Annotated in this window: 14 protein-coding genes; 11 read left to right on the top strand and 3 right to left on the bottom strand. The window is 48.1% G+C overall.

The genetic code is table 11. From position 1 onward, the window contains the following. The first annotated feature begins 148 nt into the window (after nucleotides 1-148). Complete coding sequence (gene trmB, locus PVOR_RS24640) at nucleotides 149-862, top strand: tRNA (guanosine(46)-N7)-methyltransferase TrmB (RefSeq protein ID WP_006212261.1); 714 nt, start codon at nucleotides 149-151, stop codon at nucleotides 860-862. Nucleotides 863-1,040: 178 nt separating this feature from the next. On the opposite strand, the gene PVOR_RS24635 is transcribed toward trmB, so the two are convergent. Then, complete coding sequence (locus PVOR_RS24635) at nucleotides 1,041-2,168, bottom strand: UDP-N-acetylglucosamine--LPS N-acetylglucosamine transferase (RefSeq protein ID WP_036639723.1); 1,128 nt, start codon at nucleotides 2,166-2,168, stop codon at nucleotides 1,041-1,043. A gap of 667 nt (nucleotides 2,169-2,835) precedes the next feature. On the opposite strand from PVOR_RS24635, the gene PVOR_RS24630 reads away from it, so the two are divergent. The 5 genes from PVOR_RS24630 (at nucleotide 2,836) to PVOR_RS24610 (ending at nucleotide 6,011) form a co-directional block, all read left to right on the top strand. Next, nucleotides 2,836-4,074, top strand: coding sequence for a glycosyltransferase family 2 protein (locus PVOR_RS24630; RefSeq protein ID WP_006212259.1), 1,239 nt, complete (start codon nucleotides 2,836-2,838; stop codon nucleotides 4,072-4,074). Nucleotides 4,075-4,353: 279 nt separating this feature from the next. Then, complete coding sequence (infC, locus tag PVOR_RS24625; RefSeq protein ID WP_006212258.1) at nucleotides 4,354-4,848, top strand: translation initiation factor IF-3; 495 nt, start codon at nucleotides 4,354-4,356, stop codon at nucleotides 4,846-4,848. Between the two features lie 26 nt (nucleotides 4,849-4,874). Next, nucleotides 4,875-5,075, top strand: coding sequence for a 50S ribosomal protein L35 (gene rpmI / locus PVOR_RS24620; RefSeq protein WP_006212256.1), 201 nt, complete (start codon nucleotides 4,875-4,877; stop codon nucleotides 5,073-5,075). Nucleotides 5,076-5,105: 30 nt separating this feature from the next. Beyond that, nucleotides 5,106-5,465 (top strand): 50S ribosomal protein L20, encoded by a 360-nt coding sequence (gene rplT / locus PVOR_RS24615; RefSeq protein ID WP_006212255.1) that lies wholly within the window; start codon nucleotides 5,106-5,108, stop codon nucleotides 5,463-5,465. Nucleotides 5,466-5,669: 204 nt separating this feature from the next. Continuing rightward, complete coding sequence (locus tag PVOR_RS24610) at nucleotides 5,670-6,011, top strand: hypothetical protein (protein ID WP_006212254.1); 342 nt, start codon at nucleotides 5,670-5,672, stop codon at nucleotides 6,009-6,011. Here PVOR_RS24610 and PVOR_RS24605 read toward each other — a convergent pair whose 3' ends face one another. After that, on the bottom strand, nucleotides 6,012-6,461 hold the full coding sequence (locus tag PVOR_RS24605) for a GNAT family N-acetyltransferase (RefSeq protein WP_006212253.1): 450 nt from the start codon (nucleotides 6,459-6,461) through the stop codon (nucleotides 6,012-6,014). 604 nt (nucleotides 6,462-7,065) lie between these two features. Between PVOR_RS24605 and ilvB the strand changes: the two genes are divergently transcribed. From ilvB to PVOR_RS24585, 4 genes are all read left to right on the top strand, one after another. Further along, nucleotides 7,066-8,808: a biosynthetic-type acetolactate synthase large subunit gene (gene ilvB / locus PVOR_RS24600; RefSeq protein WP_006212252.1), complete on the top strand. Its 1,743-nt coding sequence runs from the start codon at nucleotides 7,066-7,068 to the stop codon at nucleotides 8,806-8,808. A 1-nt stretch (nucleotide 8,809) separates the two neighbouring features. After that, entirely contained in the window at nucleotides 8,810-9,295 is a 486-nt protein-coding gene (gene ilvN, locus PVOR_RS24595; RefSeq protein WP_006212251.1) for an acetolactate synthase small subunit, read from the top strand. Between the two features lie 178 nt (nucleotides 9,296-9,473). Further along, nucleotides 9,474-10,466 carry a ketol-acid reductoisomerase gene (gene ilvC, locus PVOR_RS24590; RefSeq protein WP_006212250.1) on the top strand — a complete coding sequence of 331 codons (993 nt, stop codon included), beginning with the start codon at nucleotides 9,474-9,476 and terminating at the stop codon, nucleotides 10,464-10,466. A gap of 166 nt (nucleotides 10,467-10,632) precedes the next feature. Then, nucleotides 10,633-12,171: a 2-isopropylmalate synthase gene (locus tag PVOR_RS24585; protein WP_006212249.1), complete on the top strand. Its 1,539-nt coding sequence runs from the start codon at nucleotides 10,633-10,635 to the stop codon at nucleotides 12,169-12,171. Between the two features lie 191 nt (nucleotides 12,172-12,362). Here the strand turns inward: PVOR_RS24585 and PVOR_RS24580 are convergent, their stop codons facing one another. After that, nucleotides 12,363-13,343 carry an aldo/keto reductase gene (locus tag PVOR_RS24580; protein ID WP_036639819.1) on the bottom strand — a complete coding sequence of 327 codons (981 nt, stop codon included), beginning with the start codon at nucleotides 13,341-13,343 and terminating at the stop codon, nucleotides 12,363-12,365. Between the two features lie 136 nt (nucleotides 13,344-13,479). Here PVOR_RS24580 and PVOR_RS24575 point away from each other — a divergent pair, with 136 nt between their 5' ends. Beyond that, the gene (locus PVOR_RS24575; protein WP_006212246.1) at nucleotides 13,480-14,250 is read left to right on the top strand and encodes a hypothetical protein; all 771 of its coding nucleotides are present in this window, start codon (nucleotides 13,480-13,482) and stop codon (nucleotides 14,248-14,250) included. The last annotated feature ends 401 nt before the right edge of the window (nucleotides 14,251-14,651 follow it).

Here is a 14,651-nt window from a genome sequence, read left to right as displayed (position 1 = left end):
TCCAATGTCCATTCTAAGGGGTGCACTTCAGCAGAGAATAGGTTCCTTTTTCTATGGGACTCTTTACATTTGGGGTTAACTTCGTCACAATAATGCAGTATCGGGATATAATTCTAAATCTTACTTGGACAAGTTTCGGAGGTATGACATGCGTTTACGCGGAAGAAAAGGTATACGGGAAAATCTGGAGCAGCAGGAAGACCTGGTCGTTTTGGACCCCGGTCAATATAGAGGGAAATGGGCTTCATTATTTGGCAATGATCTTCCGATTCATGTCGAATTCGGCATGGGCAAGGGTCAATTTATCAGCCAGATGAGTTATAAGCACCAGCAAGTGAATTTTATCGGGGTGGACATGTACGATGAGTTGATTCGCCGCGCCAGTGAGAAGGGGCGCAACGTGTGGGCCCAGGAAGGTGTGGATACTCCGCCGAATTTGAAACTGGCGTTGTTTAACATCGAGAGTGTCGAACAGGTTTTTGAGCCTGGCGAAATTGAACGGTTGTATTTGAACTTCAGCGATCCGTGGCCAAAATCAAAACATGCACGCCGTCGTTTGACGCATCCGCGTTTTCTGGACAAGTACTCCCAAATACTGAACGATCGCGGGGAGATACATTTCAAGACCGATTCGGTGACACTGTTTGAATTCTCGCTGAATTCCTTTGCTGATTATGGGCTGCAAATGACCAACATTTCACTTGATCTGCATCGTGAAGGATTGAACGAAGAGCATGTAATGACAGAATATGAGACTAAATTCGTTGGTCAAGGCATGCAGATTCATCGCTGCGAGGCCATTGTGGGCAAGGAAGCGCTTGATGCCTATCGCAAGAACCGTCTTGAAAAATACGGAAAATAGTGTGTATGCACGATAATTTCGTCTATGATAACGTTTACAACTATTATAATAGAAGAAAATCTATCAATCGGTGACATATTCACCGAAAAAACGCATAAAAAAGGTGTGCTCCGCTTTTAAAATGTACCCTATAAGATGACCTTTTTCAAAGTGTCTGTCTTATGGGGTACATTTTATTTTAGGAGTACACCTTTTCATTTTCGAGCATATCGATGATGCTGCGAGCGCTTTGCATCGGATGGAAGCGCTCGATATTTCGCAAGTTTTTCGCTCGCTGCAATTGGATCAGATCATAATGCTGGAGCAGTTTATTCATCCATTTACCAATAACCTCCAGCGAAGTGATGGGTTCTCCCAAGCCCTGGGCTGTAAAGTATTGGCAGTTCTCCTCTTCCTGTCCTGGAAGAGGCTGGTGAAACAGCATCGGGATTCCCTTCGCCAGGCCTTCGGTGCATGTCATGCCCCCGGGCTTCGTGACGAGCAGATCCGATACCTCCATCAGCTTGTCAATCTCGCGTGTAAAGCCCAATATCCGGATGTTGGGATGCTGGAACCGCGGATTGCTCTCCATTTCTTCGCGTCCCTTATCGTTATTGCCAAGACAAAATATGATCTGGACTTCGCCCCGCCATCTTGTCAAGAATTCATGGACAACCTCGTCATTCATGATTCCCCAGCCTCCGCCCATGACAAGCACGGTCGGCATATCGGACAACTGAAATCGTTCCCTGATCTCCTCTTTGCCCGGATGAGTCCAGAAGTCAGGATGAATGGGGATGCCGGTAACCTGAATTTTAGCTTGAGACACCCCGCGGTTGAGCAGCTTTCGCTTAACCTCCGGCGTGGATACGAAATAGCGGTCGACTTCAGGGCTAATCCATGTATCATGAGCATCATAATCGGTTATAACGGTACACAGAGGCACATCGGTGCCGAGCCGTTTCAAACGCGAGATCACAGCACTTGGAATGAAATGGGTGCACACGATGATATCGGGTCTGAGTTGTCTGACCACGTTTTTGGTGCTTGTATAGAACATTCGGTGAAGCGCCAATGCGGTGAACCGATTGAAGGATTTTTGATGACGATACATATACCCGACCAATCTCGGGCGAGTTGTGATCGTCTTCCTGTAGGCCGAAATGATCAGTGGAGCGATTTTCGGGTTCAAGAAGCTTCCAAGCTCAAGAACCTTGGTCTGTACGCTAGGCGACAATTGGCGCAGGCTGCTGGAAAGTGCGTGAGCAGCCTGTGTATGGCCTGCACCGAACCCTTCCGATAACAGCAAGACTCTTTTTTTAGCCACTACTTTTCACCCGTTCTGCAGCGTTATTCTTTAACTTTAACATATCGACTTTGGGAATAGAAATCAACCACTTCCAGCCTGTGCTCACGGGACTTTGGTCCCGGGAGAGCAAGCTTTTCTCGGCGAGGTTCTTGCCGGAGCCTTGTTACTAAAGGAGTTAGTCGCCAGCGCGCATTTTGTAGAAAATCAGGGTCCGTGGACTTTTGACTTGAGTATAAGTTGCCGCTACAATGATTCAAACGGGCGTCAAAAAGTTTATTTAGAGAAAGAGTGTTGAAAAACTAAAACTTTTTGGGTGTCTGTTACGTTTATTTATTGGCGGACAAGATTAAAAAATAAAAAATGGGCAGCCAAAGAAATAAAAAGTAAGAAAACAGATGAAAATAAGAACTAAAGCCGTTTGAAACGAAGCTTGCTGGCAAACTGGATCGCAAGCTGCGCTCTTTTACGAAGTTTTTCCGTAAATTAGAGCATTCCACGGTTTTGACAAAAGATTCAAAAGTGTGGAAAATCGTGTATGACGTGCGAAGTTGCCCCGCGGCACCGAGGCTACTAGAAGAAACAGACACAGGTCACAGGGTCATGCAACAACAAAAAAAAGCAAAAAACTTAGAGAGAAAAAATAACAAAACATTCTCGGGTTATAAAAAGGGGGTAACGGAGAATCATGACAGACGCCATCTTTATCGCGCTCCAACTATTTTTGGCCGCGGTGGGTGTGTACCAGTTCGTATTCTCTTTGTTTGGTCTGATCAAGAGAAAAAAGAAGCAGCATTTTGAACCGAATAAATCATTTGCAGTGTTAGTTGCTGCACACAACGAAGAACAGGTTGTCGGAGCTCTGATGGAGAACCTGAAACAGCTTAACTATCCAAAAGATCTGTACGATGTATTTGTCATATGTGACAACTGTACAGACCGTACTGCTGAGATCGTCCGTGCCCACGGGATGAACGCATGCGTGCGTACGAACCAGAATCTGCGAGGCAAAGGCTATGCCATCGAATGGATGCTCAAAGAGCTCTGGGCAATGCCGCGCCAGTATGATGCGGTCGTCATGTTTGATGCAGATAATCTGGCAGATCCGAATTTCCTGATCGAAATGAATAATGATCTTAGCTCTGGAGCGAGAGTTATCCAGGGATACATCGATACCAAGAACCCTGAGGATTCTTGGATCACCGCCTCTTACGGGGTGTCCTATTGGTACATCAACCGTCTGTGGCAGCTTTCCCGCAGCAATCTGAACATGGCCAACTTCCTTGGCGGTACAGGAATGTGCTTCGAGACGAATCTCTTGAAGGAGATGGGCTGGGGCGCAACCAGTCTGGTTGAGGATTTGGAGTTCACCATGCGCAGCGTTATGCGCGGCGTGTACCCGAAATTCAACTATGATGCCAAGGTATTTGACGAAAAGCCGCTTACGTTCAAGGCTTCTGCCAGACAGCGTCTGCGCTGGATGCAGGGTCACTTTACGGTTGCCCGCCGTTATTTTTTCCCGCTGCTGTGGCGTGCCATTAAAGAACGCAGCCTCGTGAAGCTGGACTTGGCTCTGTACGGAGTTAACGTCTACATCGTGCTGCTGACTTTCTTGTTGACGGCCGTCATTTGGATTGACAACTCGTTCTTCGATGGTCCGAATATCGCAAATCTGTACGGATATCTGCCGCTGTGGCTAAGCTTTACCGCGATTGCGGCTAACGTGTTCACGTTCATGATTGCGATGCTGCTTGAGAAGGTCAAATACAAGAAGGTTTACTTGTATCTGGTGCTGTTCCCGATTTATCTGCTGTCGTGGTATCCTATCACGGTGTATGCGTTCTTCACGCAGAACAACAAGCAGTGGAGTCATACGGAGCATACCCGGGTTGTGCGCCTTGAAGAAGTGCAGAGCAAACAAGGGTAATAAAGTTTATGTTATATCTGTGTTGACACAGGCTGGTGGGACCTGTTATACTATCCTAGTCTGTTAAACAGAATATCTGATTGCAAGCAGAAGCGCCGCTTCTCACCTGACTGACATACGTTGGCTGGTTTGATCACGAAATCAATGAATGGATTCAACTTCATTTGTGAGATGAGTATCAAATAGGGATGTCGGTGATTAACCCGTCATCCCTTTATTTTTTTTTGCAAACAGGAACAACAAGTAATTTGGAGGTGGAGGACTATCAGTAAGGAACATATGATCAATGACGAGATTCGGGCCAAGGAAGTACGTTTGGTTGGTGCCGAAGGTGAGCAAATCGGGATCAAGCCGATTCGTGAAGCACTGCAAATGGCAATTGATCTCAATCTGGATCTGGTGAACGTGGCCCCTCAGGCGAAACCGCCGGTATGCCGCATCATGGACTACGGTAAATTCCGCTATGAGCAGCAGAAGAAAGAGAAGGAAGCACGTAAGAACCAGAAAATTGTGGATATTAAAGAAGTATGGTTCCGAGCCAACATTGAGGAGCATGATTATCAAACCAAGCTTCGCAATGTCGTTAAGTTTTTGAAAGAAGGCGACAAAGTGAAATGCTCCGTGCGTTTCCGTGGTCGTGAAATCACCCATGCCAACATCGGGCAGAAAATTTTGGAGCGCGTGAAGGTGGAAGTAGCAGATCTCTGCGTCATTGAGCGTCAACCAAAACTGGAAGGCCGCAGCATGATTATGATTTTGGCACCAAAAGCCTAAGAGAAATTAGAGGAGGAAGTACTACAATGCCCAAAATGAAAACACATAGCAGCCTGAAAGGCCGCTTCAAAATTACAGGTACTGGTAAAGTAAAACGTTATAAAGCTTACAAAAACCACTTGCTTTCCCACAAATCCAAGCGTGCGAAGCGCGTATTGTCCAACAGCCCTATAATGGCGCCTGGAGATGTTAAACGTTTGAAGCAAGGTCTGGCTAACTTGAAATAGTAAACAACAATTATTGGGAGGTCTTTTGATATGGCACGAGTTAAAGGCGGATTTGTCGTTCGTCGTCGACATAAAAAAGTATTGAAGCTTGCGAAAGGTTATTTCGGTTCCAAACACCGCATTTTTAAAACCGCTAACGAGCAGGTAATGAAATCCCTCGTTTATGCATACCGGGATCGTCGCAATACGAAGCGTAATTTCCGCAAATTGTGGATCGTTCGTATCAACGCGGCTGCTCGTCAAAACGGTCTGTCTTACAGCAAATTGATGCATGGTCTGAAACTTGCTGGCGTTGACATTAACCGTAAAATGCTGGCTGATCTGGCTGTTAATGATCTGAACGCGTTCAATTCCTTGGCTACTGTAGCTAAAGAAAAAGTGAACGCTTAATTATACGTGTATGAAAAAACCGCCGTAATATTACGGCGGTTTTTTCGTTTTTGAGGTCTTGTTGCATCCCCCGGATATATAATGCAGCCGAAGCCATGCTTTTTGCAGAATTATGCCTATCTTTTGCCCGGTAAGGGCCATTAAACAAGCAAAGGATATCCTTCCTGAATAGATTGAAATGTATATTACCTGAGGAGGGATCTTATGCACAAGCCTGTCAGTAAGGCAAAAGTGAAATCATATGTGGGCAAAGAGATCGTAGCGTATAAGAAAGACGGGACTGTGGTGACAGGCAAGCTGGTACGTGTCTCCGGCAGCCGCCTTTTTGTGGCACCTGCAACAAAGGGCAAAAAAGTAAAGACCAAGGCGATTGTTCCGCTCGCATTGTTTGATCTTCTTGCCATTGGTACGGCTCCATACGCATTCGGCGGCGGTTTTGGCGGCTATCCGGGAGGATACCCTGGAGGATACGGAGGATTTGGACCTGGTTATGGCGGCTACGGCCCAGGTTTCGGACCTGGCTTTGGCGGGGGCTTTTTCTGGTAATTAAGCATACCAGATCTTCTCCAGTTCATAGCATTGGCTTGGTTCAATGATTCTGGTAACCGTATAACCGAGTTTGCGGTAAAAGTTAAGACCAGTTTGGTTGCCGATGTCTACCATGACCTTGGCGCGTTTGCATCCGCGGGATACAGCGAAACGTTCGGCATGTTCCATCAATCGGATACCCCACCGTTTTCGCTGTGCGGTGGGTGCTACGGCCAGCATGTCGATATAGAGCAGTTCGCCGTGCATCATAAAATGGATAAAGGCAATGACTTTTTCGTGATCTGAATTTGAGGCAACGAGAGTCACGCCGCGTCGCAATCGAGAGGGAATATCCTTGCGGATGGTATCCAACTCTTTTTTTGTCATATGGGAAAGCGGGACGAGTTGGGACTCAATCAGCTGTTGAATCATGGGATCATCCTGCCCAGGTTTTCGATAGCGGATCATCGTGTTATTCCCTCCCTTCACCGCTATTCAGTTAGCTCCATTTATCATATGTAGCAGGGTTTAATAGGGTGTTTTACATCAGAAAAGCGAAGGATTAACTCGAATTGCGAATGAAAACCTTTCATCGGAAGTAAAATAAATGTGTTGACTTCTGGAATGAATGAATCATATAATGTTTCTAAACATTTTAACGAATATATCCAATCGGCAATGATGAGGACGAAGTTTAAAGGGCTCTTTTGCTCAGAGAGTGGATGGATCAGCTGAAACCACCACCAAAACCCCTTTTATACGAGCTCACCTCGGAGCTGTTTTCCTGAAAGATGTTACGCTATGACTTTATCGCATTAAGTCGTAACAGCGTTTATTAGGGAAAATCGTCTTAGTCCACGTTACGGACTGCAGATATTGAAGATCTGTGTTTCATGTTCTTCATACCTGCTGAGGCTTTACACTGCGAAGTGTAGGGCAAACATGGGTGGTACCACGGAAGCTAAACCTTTCGTCCCTCACACGGAGATACTCCGGGTGTGGCGACGGAAGGTTTTTTTGTTGCTTGGATGATTGAATGAATGAGTGCCAATATTTGAGAGGAGGATGACTGATGAGCGCGCAAACTCCAGAAGTGCGGTCTACAGAACAATTACGAGAGAAATGGTTGAAGCCTGAAGTGATTACCGGATCGGAAATCTTGCTTCGGAGTCTTCTGCTCGAAGGTGTCGAGTGCGTCTTCGGATATCCGGGTGGAGCGGTCCTGTATATCTACGATGCAATGTATGGTTTTGAGGATTTCAACCATGTCTTGACCCGTCACGAACAAGGCGCAATTCATGCGGCTGACGGCTATGCCCGCGCAAGCGGCAAGGTCGGTGTATGTATTGCGACTTCGGGACCGGGGGCCACAAACCTTGTGACCGGTATTGCAACAGCCTACATGGACTCCGTTCCGCTTGTTGTCATTACCGGAAACGTAGCAACAACCCTGATTGGTACAGATGCTTTCCAGGAAGCGGACATTACGGGCATCACGATGCCGATTACGAAACACAGCTATTTGGTAAGAGATGTGAAAGACCTGCCGCGGGTGATTCACGAAGCCTTCCACATCGCTTCAACAGGACGCAAAGGTCCGGTATTGATCGATGTGCCTAAGGATGTATCGGCAGCAACCACGCTGTTCCAGCCGGATGATCGAATTCAGCTGAGAGGTTACAATCCTCGGACCGTGCCAAACAAACTTCAGCTGGATAAATTGGCCCGTGCGATTGAGGAAGCGGAACGTCCGATGATTCTTGCAGGCGGCGGCGTGATCTACTCGGGTGCTCATGAAGGACTTTACGAATTCGTGAATAAATCCGGTATTCCGATCACAACCACGCTTCTCGGCTTGGGCGCCTTCCCAAGCGGTCATGACCTGTGGACGGGAATGCCGGGTATGCACGGTACCTACACATCGAACCATGGCATTCAGCAATCGGACCTGCTGATCAACATCGGGGCAAGGTTTGACGACAGGGTTACAGGAAAGCTTGACGGTTTCGCTCCGCATGCGAAGATCGTCCATATCGACATTGACCCGGCTGAGATCGGCAAGAACGTGCCAACGGATATTCCGATTGTCGGGGACGTGAAGACCGTGCTTGAAATGCTGAATCCGATCGTTCCTTATGCGGCGAAGGCAGACGCTTGGAGAGATCAGATCAGCAAATGGAAAGCCGAGTATCCATTCCGTTATGTTGATTCCGAGACGGTGCTGAAGCCGCAGTGGGTTATTGAAATGCTGAATGATACAACGAAGGGTGAAGCGATTGTAACGACGGATGTTGGTCAGCATCAAATGTGGGCTGCTCAGTATTACAAGTTCAGCCAGCCTCGTTCATGGATCACCTCCGGTGGACTTGGAACGATGGGCTTCGGATTCCCGTCAGCGATCGGCGCTCAAATGGCACATCCGGATCGGCTGGTTATTTCGATCAACGGGGATGGCGGCATGCAGATGTGTTCGCAGGAGCTTGCCATCTGTGCCATCAACAACATTCCGGTAAAAATCGTTGTTATCAACAACCAGGTGCTCGGCATGGTTCGCCAATGGCAAGAACTGATCTACGATAACCGATACAGCCACATCGACCTGGCAGGAAGCCCTGATTTCGTTAAGCTGGCAGAAGCCTATGGAGTCAAGGGACTTCGTGCCGCTACGAAAGAAGAAGCACAGCGTGCATGGGCTGAAGCGCTGGAAACACCGGGACCGGTCCTCGTCGAATTTGTTGTTGAGAAAGGCGAGAACGTGTATCCGATGGTGACGCAAGGGTCGACAATCGATCAAATGCTGATGGGGGATGCGTAAGATGAGTACAAAACATACCATTGCCGTACTAGTGAACGACCAGCCGGGTGTTCTGCAGCGTGTATCGGGATTATTCGGACGCAGAGGTTTTAACATCGAGAGCATTACGGTGGGCCAGTCGGAGGAAGCCGGATTATCCCGGATGGTTATCGTAACCACCGGTGATGAAACGACACTGGAGCAGGTTGAGAAGCAGCTTTACAAGCTGATCGATGTCATCAAAGTTATCAACCTGAGTTCGAAACCGATGGTGGCCAGAGAGCTTGCCCTGATTAAGGTGAAGGCAGAGCCTTCAGCCAGACCGGAGATTATGGGCGTTGTTGAGACCTTCCGTGCATCGGTTGTGGATATCGGCACAGCAAACATGATGGTTCAGGTCGTAGGCGACACAGTCAAAATCGATGCCATGATCGAGCTGCTTAAGCCGTACGGCATTCAGGAGCTTTCCCGTACCGGGGTTACTGCGATGATTCGCGGTAACGCGTAATGATTCTATACGATGATCAATTACCCGAGATTACAAAGTTTACAGCTAATATAAAGCGATAGACGCCTTCATCGCATGAGCGGGTGTCTCAGCGGATCGGTGATTGGGAATAAAGTCGGTCTATTGAGATACCCGCTCATCATGAAGGGTCTTTAAAATCAAAGGAGGACTTATACAAATGGCAATTACTACTTATTATGAACAAGATGCAGAACTCAGCGTGTTGAAAGACAAAACAATCGCGGTTATCGGTTATGGCAGCCAAGGTCATGCCCAGGCACAAAACCTGCGTGACAGCGGATTGCAGGTCGTGATCGGTCTTCGCGAAGGTAAATCTTTTGATAAAGCGAAAAATGATGGCTTTGAAGTGCTTTCTGTAGCAGAGGCTGTTAGCCGTGCTGACGTGGTACAAATCCTGATGCCGGACGAAACGCAAGCATCCGTGTACAAAAACGATATCGAGCCAAACCTGAAAAAAGGCGCTGCCTTGATGTTCTCCCACGGATTTAACGTTCACTTCGGTCAAATCGTAGCTCCTAAAGACAACGATGTCCTTCTGGTTGCACCTAAATCCCCGGGCCACATGGTTCGCCGTACGTATGTTGAAGGCTTTGGCGTACCTGGATTGATCGCAATCGAGAAAGATGCGACTGGACAAGCTAAGGCGATCGGCCTTGCTTACGCAAAAGGCATTGGCTGTACTCGTGCAGGCGTTATCGAGACTTCCTTCCGCGAAGAAACCGAAACCGATTTGTTCGGTGAGCAAGCGGTATTATGCGGCGGTGTATCCGCATTGGTCAAAGCCGGTTTCGAAACATTGACGGAAGCTGGATATGCGCCGGAGATGGCATACTTTGAGTGTCTGCATGAATTGAAGCTTATTGTAGATATGATCTATGAAGGCGGCCTTGCAAGCATGCGCGACTCCATCAGCAACACGGCTGAATATGGCGACTATGTAACAGGACCGCGCGTTGTAACTGAAGATACGAAGAAGGCGATGAAAGAAGTGCTGTCCGATATTCAACAAGGTAAATTCGCACGCGACTTTATCCTTGAGAACCAATCCGGACGTGCATTCCTGACAGCTACTCGCCGCAACGAGTCCGAGCATCCGATTGAAGTGGTCGGTGCCGAGCTTCGTGAAATGATGCATTGGATCAAAAAATAAGAATATATAGAATTCATAAGGAATTCTTCAGGAATGGGGCAGTCAAGCATCAGTTCAATGGTGCTGCTGCCCGTACCCTGTAAATCAAGCAGCCGGCGGCAGGGTATAGGATGAACCTGCCGCCGGATGTTTAACGTCATGCGATAAACTTCAAGGAGGTGCCGACATGCGAAAGATTTATGTCTTTGATACAACGCTGAGGGATGGAGAGCAGTCTCCTGGCGTGAACTTGAACACTCGGGAAAAGGTGGAAATTGCCCTTCAACTCGAAAAGTTGAAAATCGACCGCATGGAAGCAGGTTTTCCGGCTGCGTCACCTGGTGATCTTGCAGCTGTGAATGCAGTGGCACGCGCGGTCAAGGACGTTACGGTCATTGGACTATCACGCTCCAGAGAGAACGACATCGATGCGGTTAGGGAGGCCCTGCAAGGAGCACAGGATCCGTGCATTCACGTGTTCCTGGCTACATCGCCGATTCACCGCAAGTTTAAGCTGCGGATGGAGAAGCAGCAGGTGCTGGAAACGGCACAAGCTTCGATTCGTTATGCCAAGAAGTATTTCTCCAAAGTGGAATTTTCCCTGGAGGATGCTGGCCGGACAGAGCTGGATTTCATGGCGGAAGTGGTCGGCATGGCCGTGCGGGAAGGCGCGAACGTTGTGAATATTCCGGATACGGTAGGTTATTTGAATCCTTCGGAGTATGGAGCCATATTCAAATACCTGAAGGAAAATGTTCCGGATATCGAGAAGGTTCAACTGAGTGCGCACTGTCATAACGATCTGGGAATGGCTACGGCAAACACGCTTGCTGCCATCCTGAACGGGGCTGATCAGATTGAGGGAACAATTAATGGTATCGGCGAACGCGCAGGAAATACGGCAATCGAAGAGATTGCGATGGCGCTGGCGACCCGCGAGGAATTTTTCGAAGCGAAGACCGGACTTGTGCTGACTGAGATTGCCCGCACAAGCCGCCTTGTGAGCAAGCTTACGGGAATGGTAGTGCCAGGAAACAAAGCTATTGTAGGGGCAAATGCATTCGCTCATGAATCCGGCATTCATCAGGACGGCATGCTGAAGGAAAAAACGACATACGAGATCATGACGCCAGAGTCGATCGGCCTTAAAGAAAGCAAACTCGTACTAGGCAAGCATTCCGGTCGTCATGCCTTCCGCGAGAAATTGCTGGATCTGGGTTATGAGTTAAGCGAAGAGCAGGTGAATGACGCCTTCGCTAAATTCAAGGTGCTGGCTGATAAGAAGAAGGAAGTATCCGATGAGGATCTGCTGGCTTTGCTGGAGGAGAAACTGATCGATACGCCGGAAGTATTCAAGCTGGAAACAATCTTTGTTGCTTATGGCAATGAATCCACGCCGACGGCCAGGGTTCGCATTGCAACAGCAGATCAGACTATTGAGGAAGAAGCCGAGGGCAACGGTTCCGTTGATGCAATCTATAATGCGATCGACAAGGTGACCGGGGAAGAGGTAACACTCGCGGACTATTCCATTAAATCGGTTACCCACGGGAAGGATGCTCAAGGCGAAGTGCATGTAGTCCTGTCACAAAATGATGTGGCTGCACAGGGACGCGGCTTGAGTACCGACATTCTTGAAGCTAGCGCAAGAGCTTACGTGGATGCGGTTAACGTTCTGATTGAGAAACGCAAAACCTTTAGCCGGCGCGAGCGGGCTACACTATAAATACTTAATGCGAAGGGTAACTCTGTTTCCCGAGTGGTAGCAGTGGAGATATCCAATGAAAAAGAGGGGCCGCCTGTTGAAGCGGTCCCTCTTTTTTGGTCACTGCGATATATATAGCTTACCTGCTGTTATCCGTACGATGACGCTCGAATTAATCAGGCTTGAAGTAACCGTCGAGACGCTGCAAGTATTTACCAGGCGTAAGCTTGTGGAGCGGCTCCTCCCGGACCCGGGAAGATTTCATCGAGACGCTTCATCACCGACTCATCGAGCTCAACCTCAAGCGAACGAAGAGAACTTTCGAATTGCTCCAAGGTGCGTGGACCGATAATTGGTCCTGTAACAGCCGGATTCTTGAGCACCCAGGCCAGGGCTACATTATCCTGCGGTTCCCCAAGCTCTTGGCAGAGAGCAGCGAACTGTTCCAGCTGTGGGCGATATTTTTCCACACGCTCCGCATTTCCGCCACTGCGTGAGCCCTCCATTTTCTTGAGCGCATTGCGTCCGAGTAATCCGCCATCCAGCGGGCTCCAGGGAATCACACCGAGTCCAAGCTTCTGCGAAGCAGGAAGCACTTCGAGTTCTGGCAGCCTGCAGGTCAGGCTGTATTTATGCTGCTCGGAGACCAGGCCGAGGAAATGCCGATTCTGCGCAGCAGCTTGAGCAACTGCAATCTGCCAGCCAGCAAAGTTGCTGGATCCAACATATCCGATCTTCCCTTGCTGAACCGCAACTTCAAAAGCTCCCCACAGCTCGTCCCATGTAACGGATAAATCAATATGATGCATTTGATACAGCTCGATATGATCGGTTTGTAAACGCTTTAGCGATGCTTCGAGATGACGGCGAAGTTTATAGCTGGACAATCCGGCTTCATTGTTGGGGCCATCCAGCGGATCACTCATGGAACCGTAGAATTTGGTAGCCAAAACGACTTTCTCACGACGGCCTCCGCCCTGGTTGAACCAGCGTCCAATGATGGTTTCGGTCAGCCCGGAGTTCTCGCCCCAACCGTAGACATTAGCCGTGTCGAAGAAGTTAACGCCTGCATCGAGCGCTGCATCCATAATACGGAAGGCTTCTTTTTCATCCGTAGATGGACCAAAGTTCATAGTTCCGAGACAAAGACGACTTACTTTCATACCCGATTTACCGAGTGTGGTGTACTGCATCATTATTGATCACTCCTTGGTCGTGTAGGATATAAGACAAATTCATCCCTATTGTAGCGTATTGGAGGAAAATTGTAACTAATGGCATTCAGTAACGTTAATATTAATAAAGACAGACTTTATGAGGAGGGATAGGATGAATCGAAGAATCCCTATGAAGAATCTTTTCTTACTAGTGTCATTAATTTCCATGCTGCTGATTAGCGCTTGTAACCAAGCGCAATCTGACACGTTTGGCTACGCTGAGTCCAAGGAATCGATTGATAATCTGCCAAGTCTTCAGTCCGTATCATTGTCGGAGAATAACAAGCAGGTGATTCGAGAAACCTTTGATTCCGTGAAGGAACTTCAAGATAGAATCCGAAGTGGTCCAAATCCGGATTGGGTCGTAAAGGATGAAAAGGTTAATATATCGCTGAGCGATTATGTATTAGCCAAGAAAAACAGGGATTTAATCTATGCCTTGAATCAAGTGGTAGAGATTCCTTCAGACGAAGCACTCCTACAGGATATGGTCACCAAGCAGTTAACCGTGAATTATGCCAAACAGTCAGGTATTGTGGTAACACCCGAAGAAGTCAGCGAGGCAGTCCATTTTCAAAAAGCAGCGCTGGATGAAGCTGATCCGAATGATGAGAACCACCAGTTGATCCGTTATATGATGGAGAACCGCATCCGCATTACCAGTATGACTACAGAAGAGTTTTGGAACAGTGATGAGGTATACGAAGCCTACGAAACCTCGCTATACATCAGTAAATTCCTCCAGAGCATCCTGACAGACGAGAGCATGAAGGGCATGGACAGTTATCAGCAGCTCCAGGAAAAGCTCTTCGACGATTTCCAGAAGGCGCATCCCATTAAGGTGCCGGACTTTGACGTGTTGTTCCAAGAAGTCGACCTGTAATACCTCTGCTCCCTTCCTCGAATTCGCCAAATTTAAAGGCGGAGAAGGGAGTAAGGGGGGAAGTAGCGGCTGAGTAAGAAACAAGAAGCAAGAAGCGAGTATCAAGTAGCAAGACAGCAAGGAGCACGAAGCAAGAAGAAAGAAGAAAGAAGCAGAAGCAAGTAGCAAGAAGTAACAGCAAGGAGCACGAAGCAAGTAGCAAGAAGTAGTAGCCAAAAGCCAAACCACTACTAACCAAGTATCCCTTCATGACTTCATGAGATTACCTTCAAGCCGCCGTCCGATGCCTTTTGCAAGGGCGGCTTTTGTCCCCCTTCTCACCCTTGTGATCAGGGAGATTCGCATCCGCTGGGACGCTATTTCGCTCTGCTTCGAAGCGGCGGAGAGGACGAATCGATTCC

Origin of the sequence: Paenibacillus vortex V453, from assembly GCF_000193415.1 — a bacterium.
GTDB classification, from domain to species: domain Bacteria; phylum Bacillota; class Bacilli; order Paenibacillales; family Paenibacillaceae; genus Paenibacillus_AQ; species Paenibacillus_AQ glucanolyticus.
This window is presented reverse-complemented; position numbering and strand designations above follow the sequence as displayed.

Excerpts from the sequence above, each read along its gene's own strand:
- ilvN (WP_006212251.1), top strand. The coding sequence starts at position 8,810 with ATGAGTACAAAACATACCATTGCCGTACTAGTGAACGACCAGCCGGGT.
- rplT (WP_006212255.1), top strand. The coding sequence starts at position 5,106 with ATGGCACGAGTTAAAGGCGGATTTGTCGTTCGTCGTCGACATAAAAAA.
- rpmI (WP_006212256.1), top strand. The coding sequence starts at position 4,875 with ATGCCCAAAATGAAAACACATAGCAGCCTGAAAGGCCGCTTCAAAATT.
- PVOR_RS24605 (WP_006212253.1), bottom strand. The coding sequence starts at position 6,461 with ATGATCCGCTATCGAAAACCTGGGCAGGATGATCCCATGATTCAACAG.
- PVOR_RS24630 (WP_006212259.1), top strand. The coding sequence starts at position 2,836 with ATGACAGACGCCATCTTTATCGCGCTCCAACTATTTTTGGCCGCGGTG.
- PVOR_RS24610 (WP_006212254.1), top strand. The coding sequence starts at position 5,670 with ATGCACAAGCCTGTCAGTAAGGCAAAAGTGAAATCATATGTGGGCAAA.
- trmB (WP_006212261.1), top strand. The coding sequence starts at position 149 with ATGCGTTTACGCGGAAGAAAAGGTATACGGGAAAATCTGGAGCAGCAG.
- ilvC (WP_006212250.1), top strand. The coding sequence starts at position 9,474 with ATGGCAATTACTACTTATTATGAACAAGATGCAGAACTCAGCGTGTTG.
- PVOR_RS24575 (WP_006212246.1), top strand. The coding sequence starts at position 13,480 with ATGAATCGAAGAATCCCTATGAAGAATCTTTTCTTACTAGTGTCATTA.
- ilvB (WP_006212252.1), top strand. The coding sequence starts at position 7,066 with ATGAGCGCGCAAACTCCAGAAGTGCGGTCTACAGAACAATTACGAGAG.
- PVOR_RS24585 (WP_006212249.1), top strand. The coding sequence starts at position 10,633 with ATGCGAAAGATTTATGTCTTTGATACAACGCTGAGGGATGGAGAGCAG.
- PVOR_RS24580 (WP_036639819.1), bottom strand. The coding sequence starts at position 13,343 with ATGCAGTACACCACACTCGGTAAATCGGGTATGAAAGTAAGTCGTCTT.
- infC (WP_006212258.1), top strand. The coding sequence starts at position 4,354 with ATGATCAATGACGAGATTCGGGCCAAGGAAGTACGTTTGGTTGGTGCC.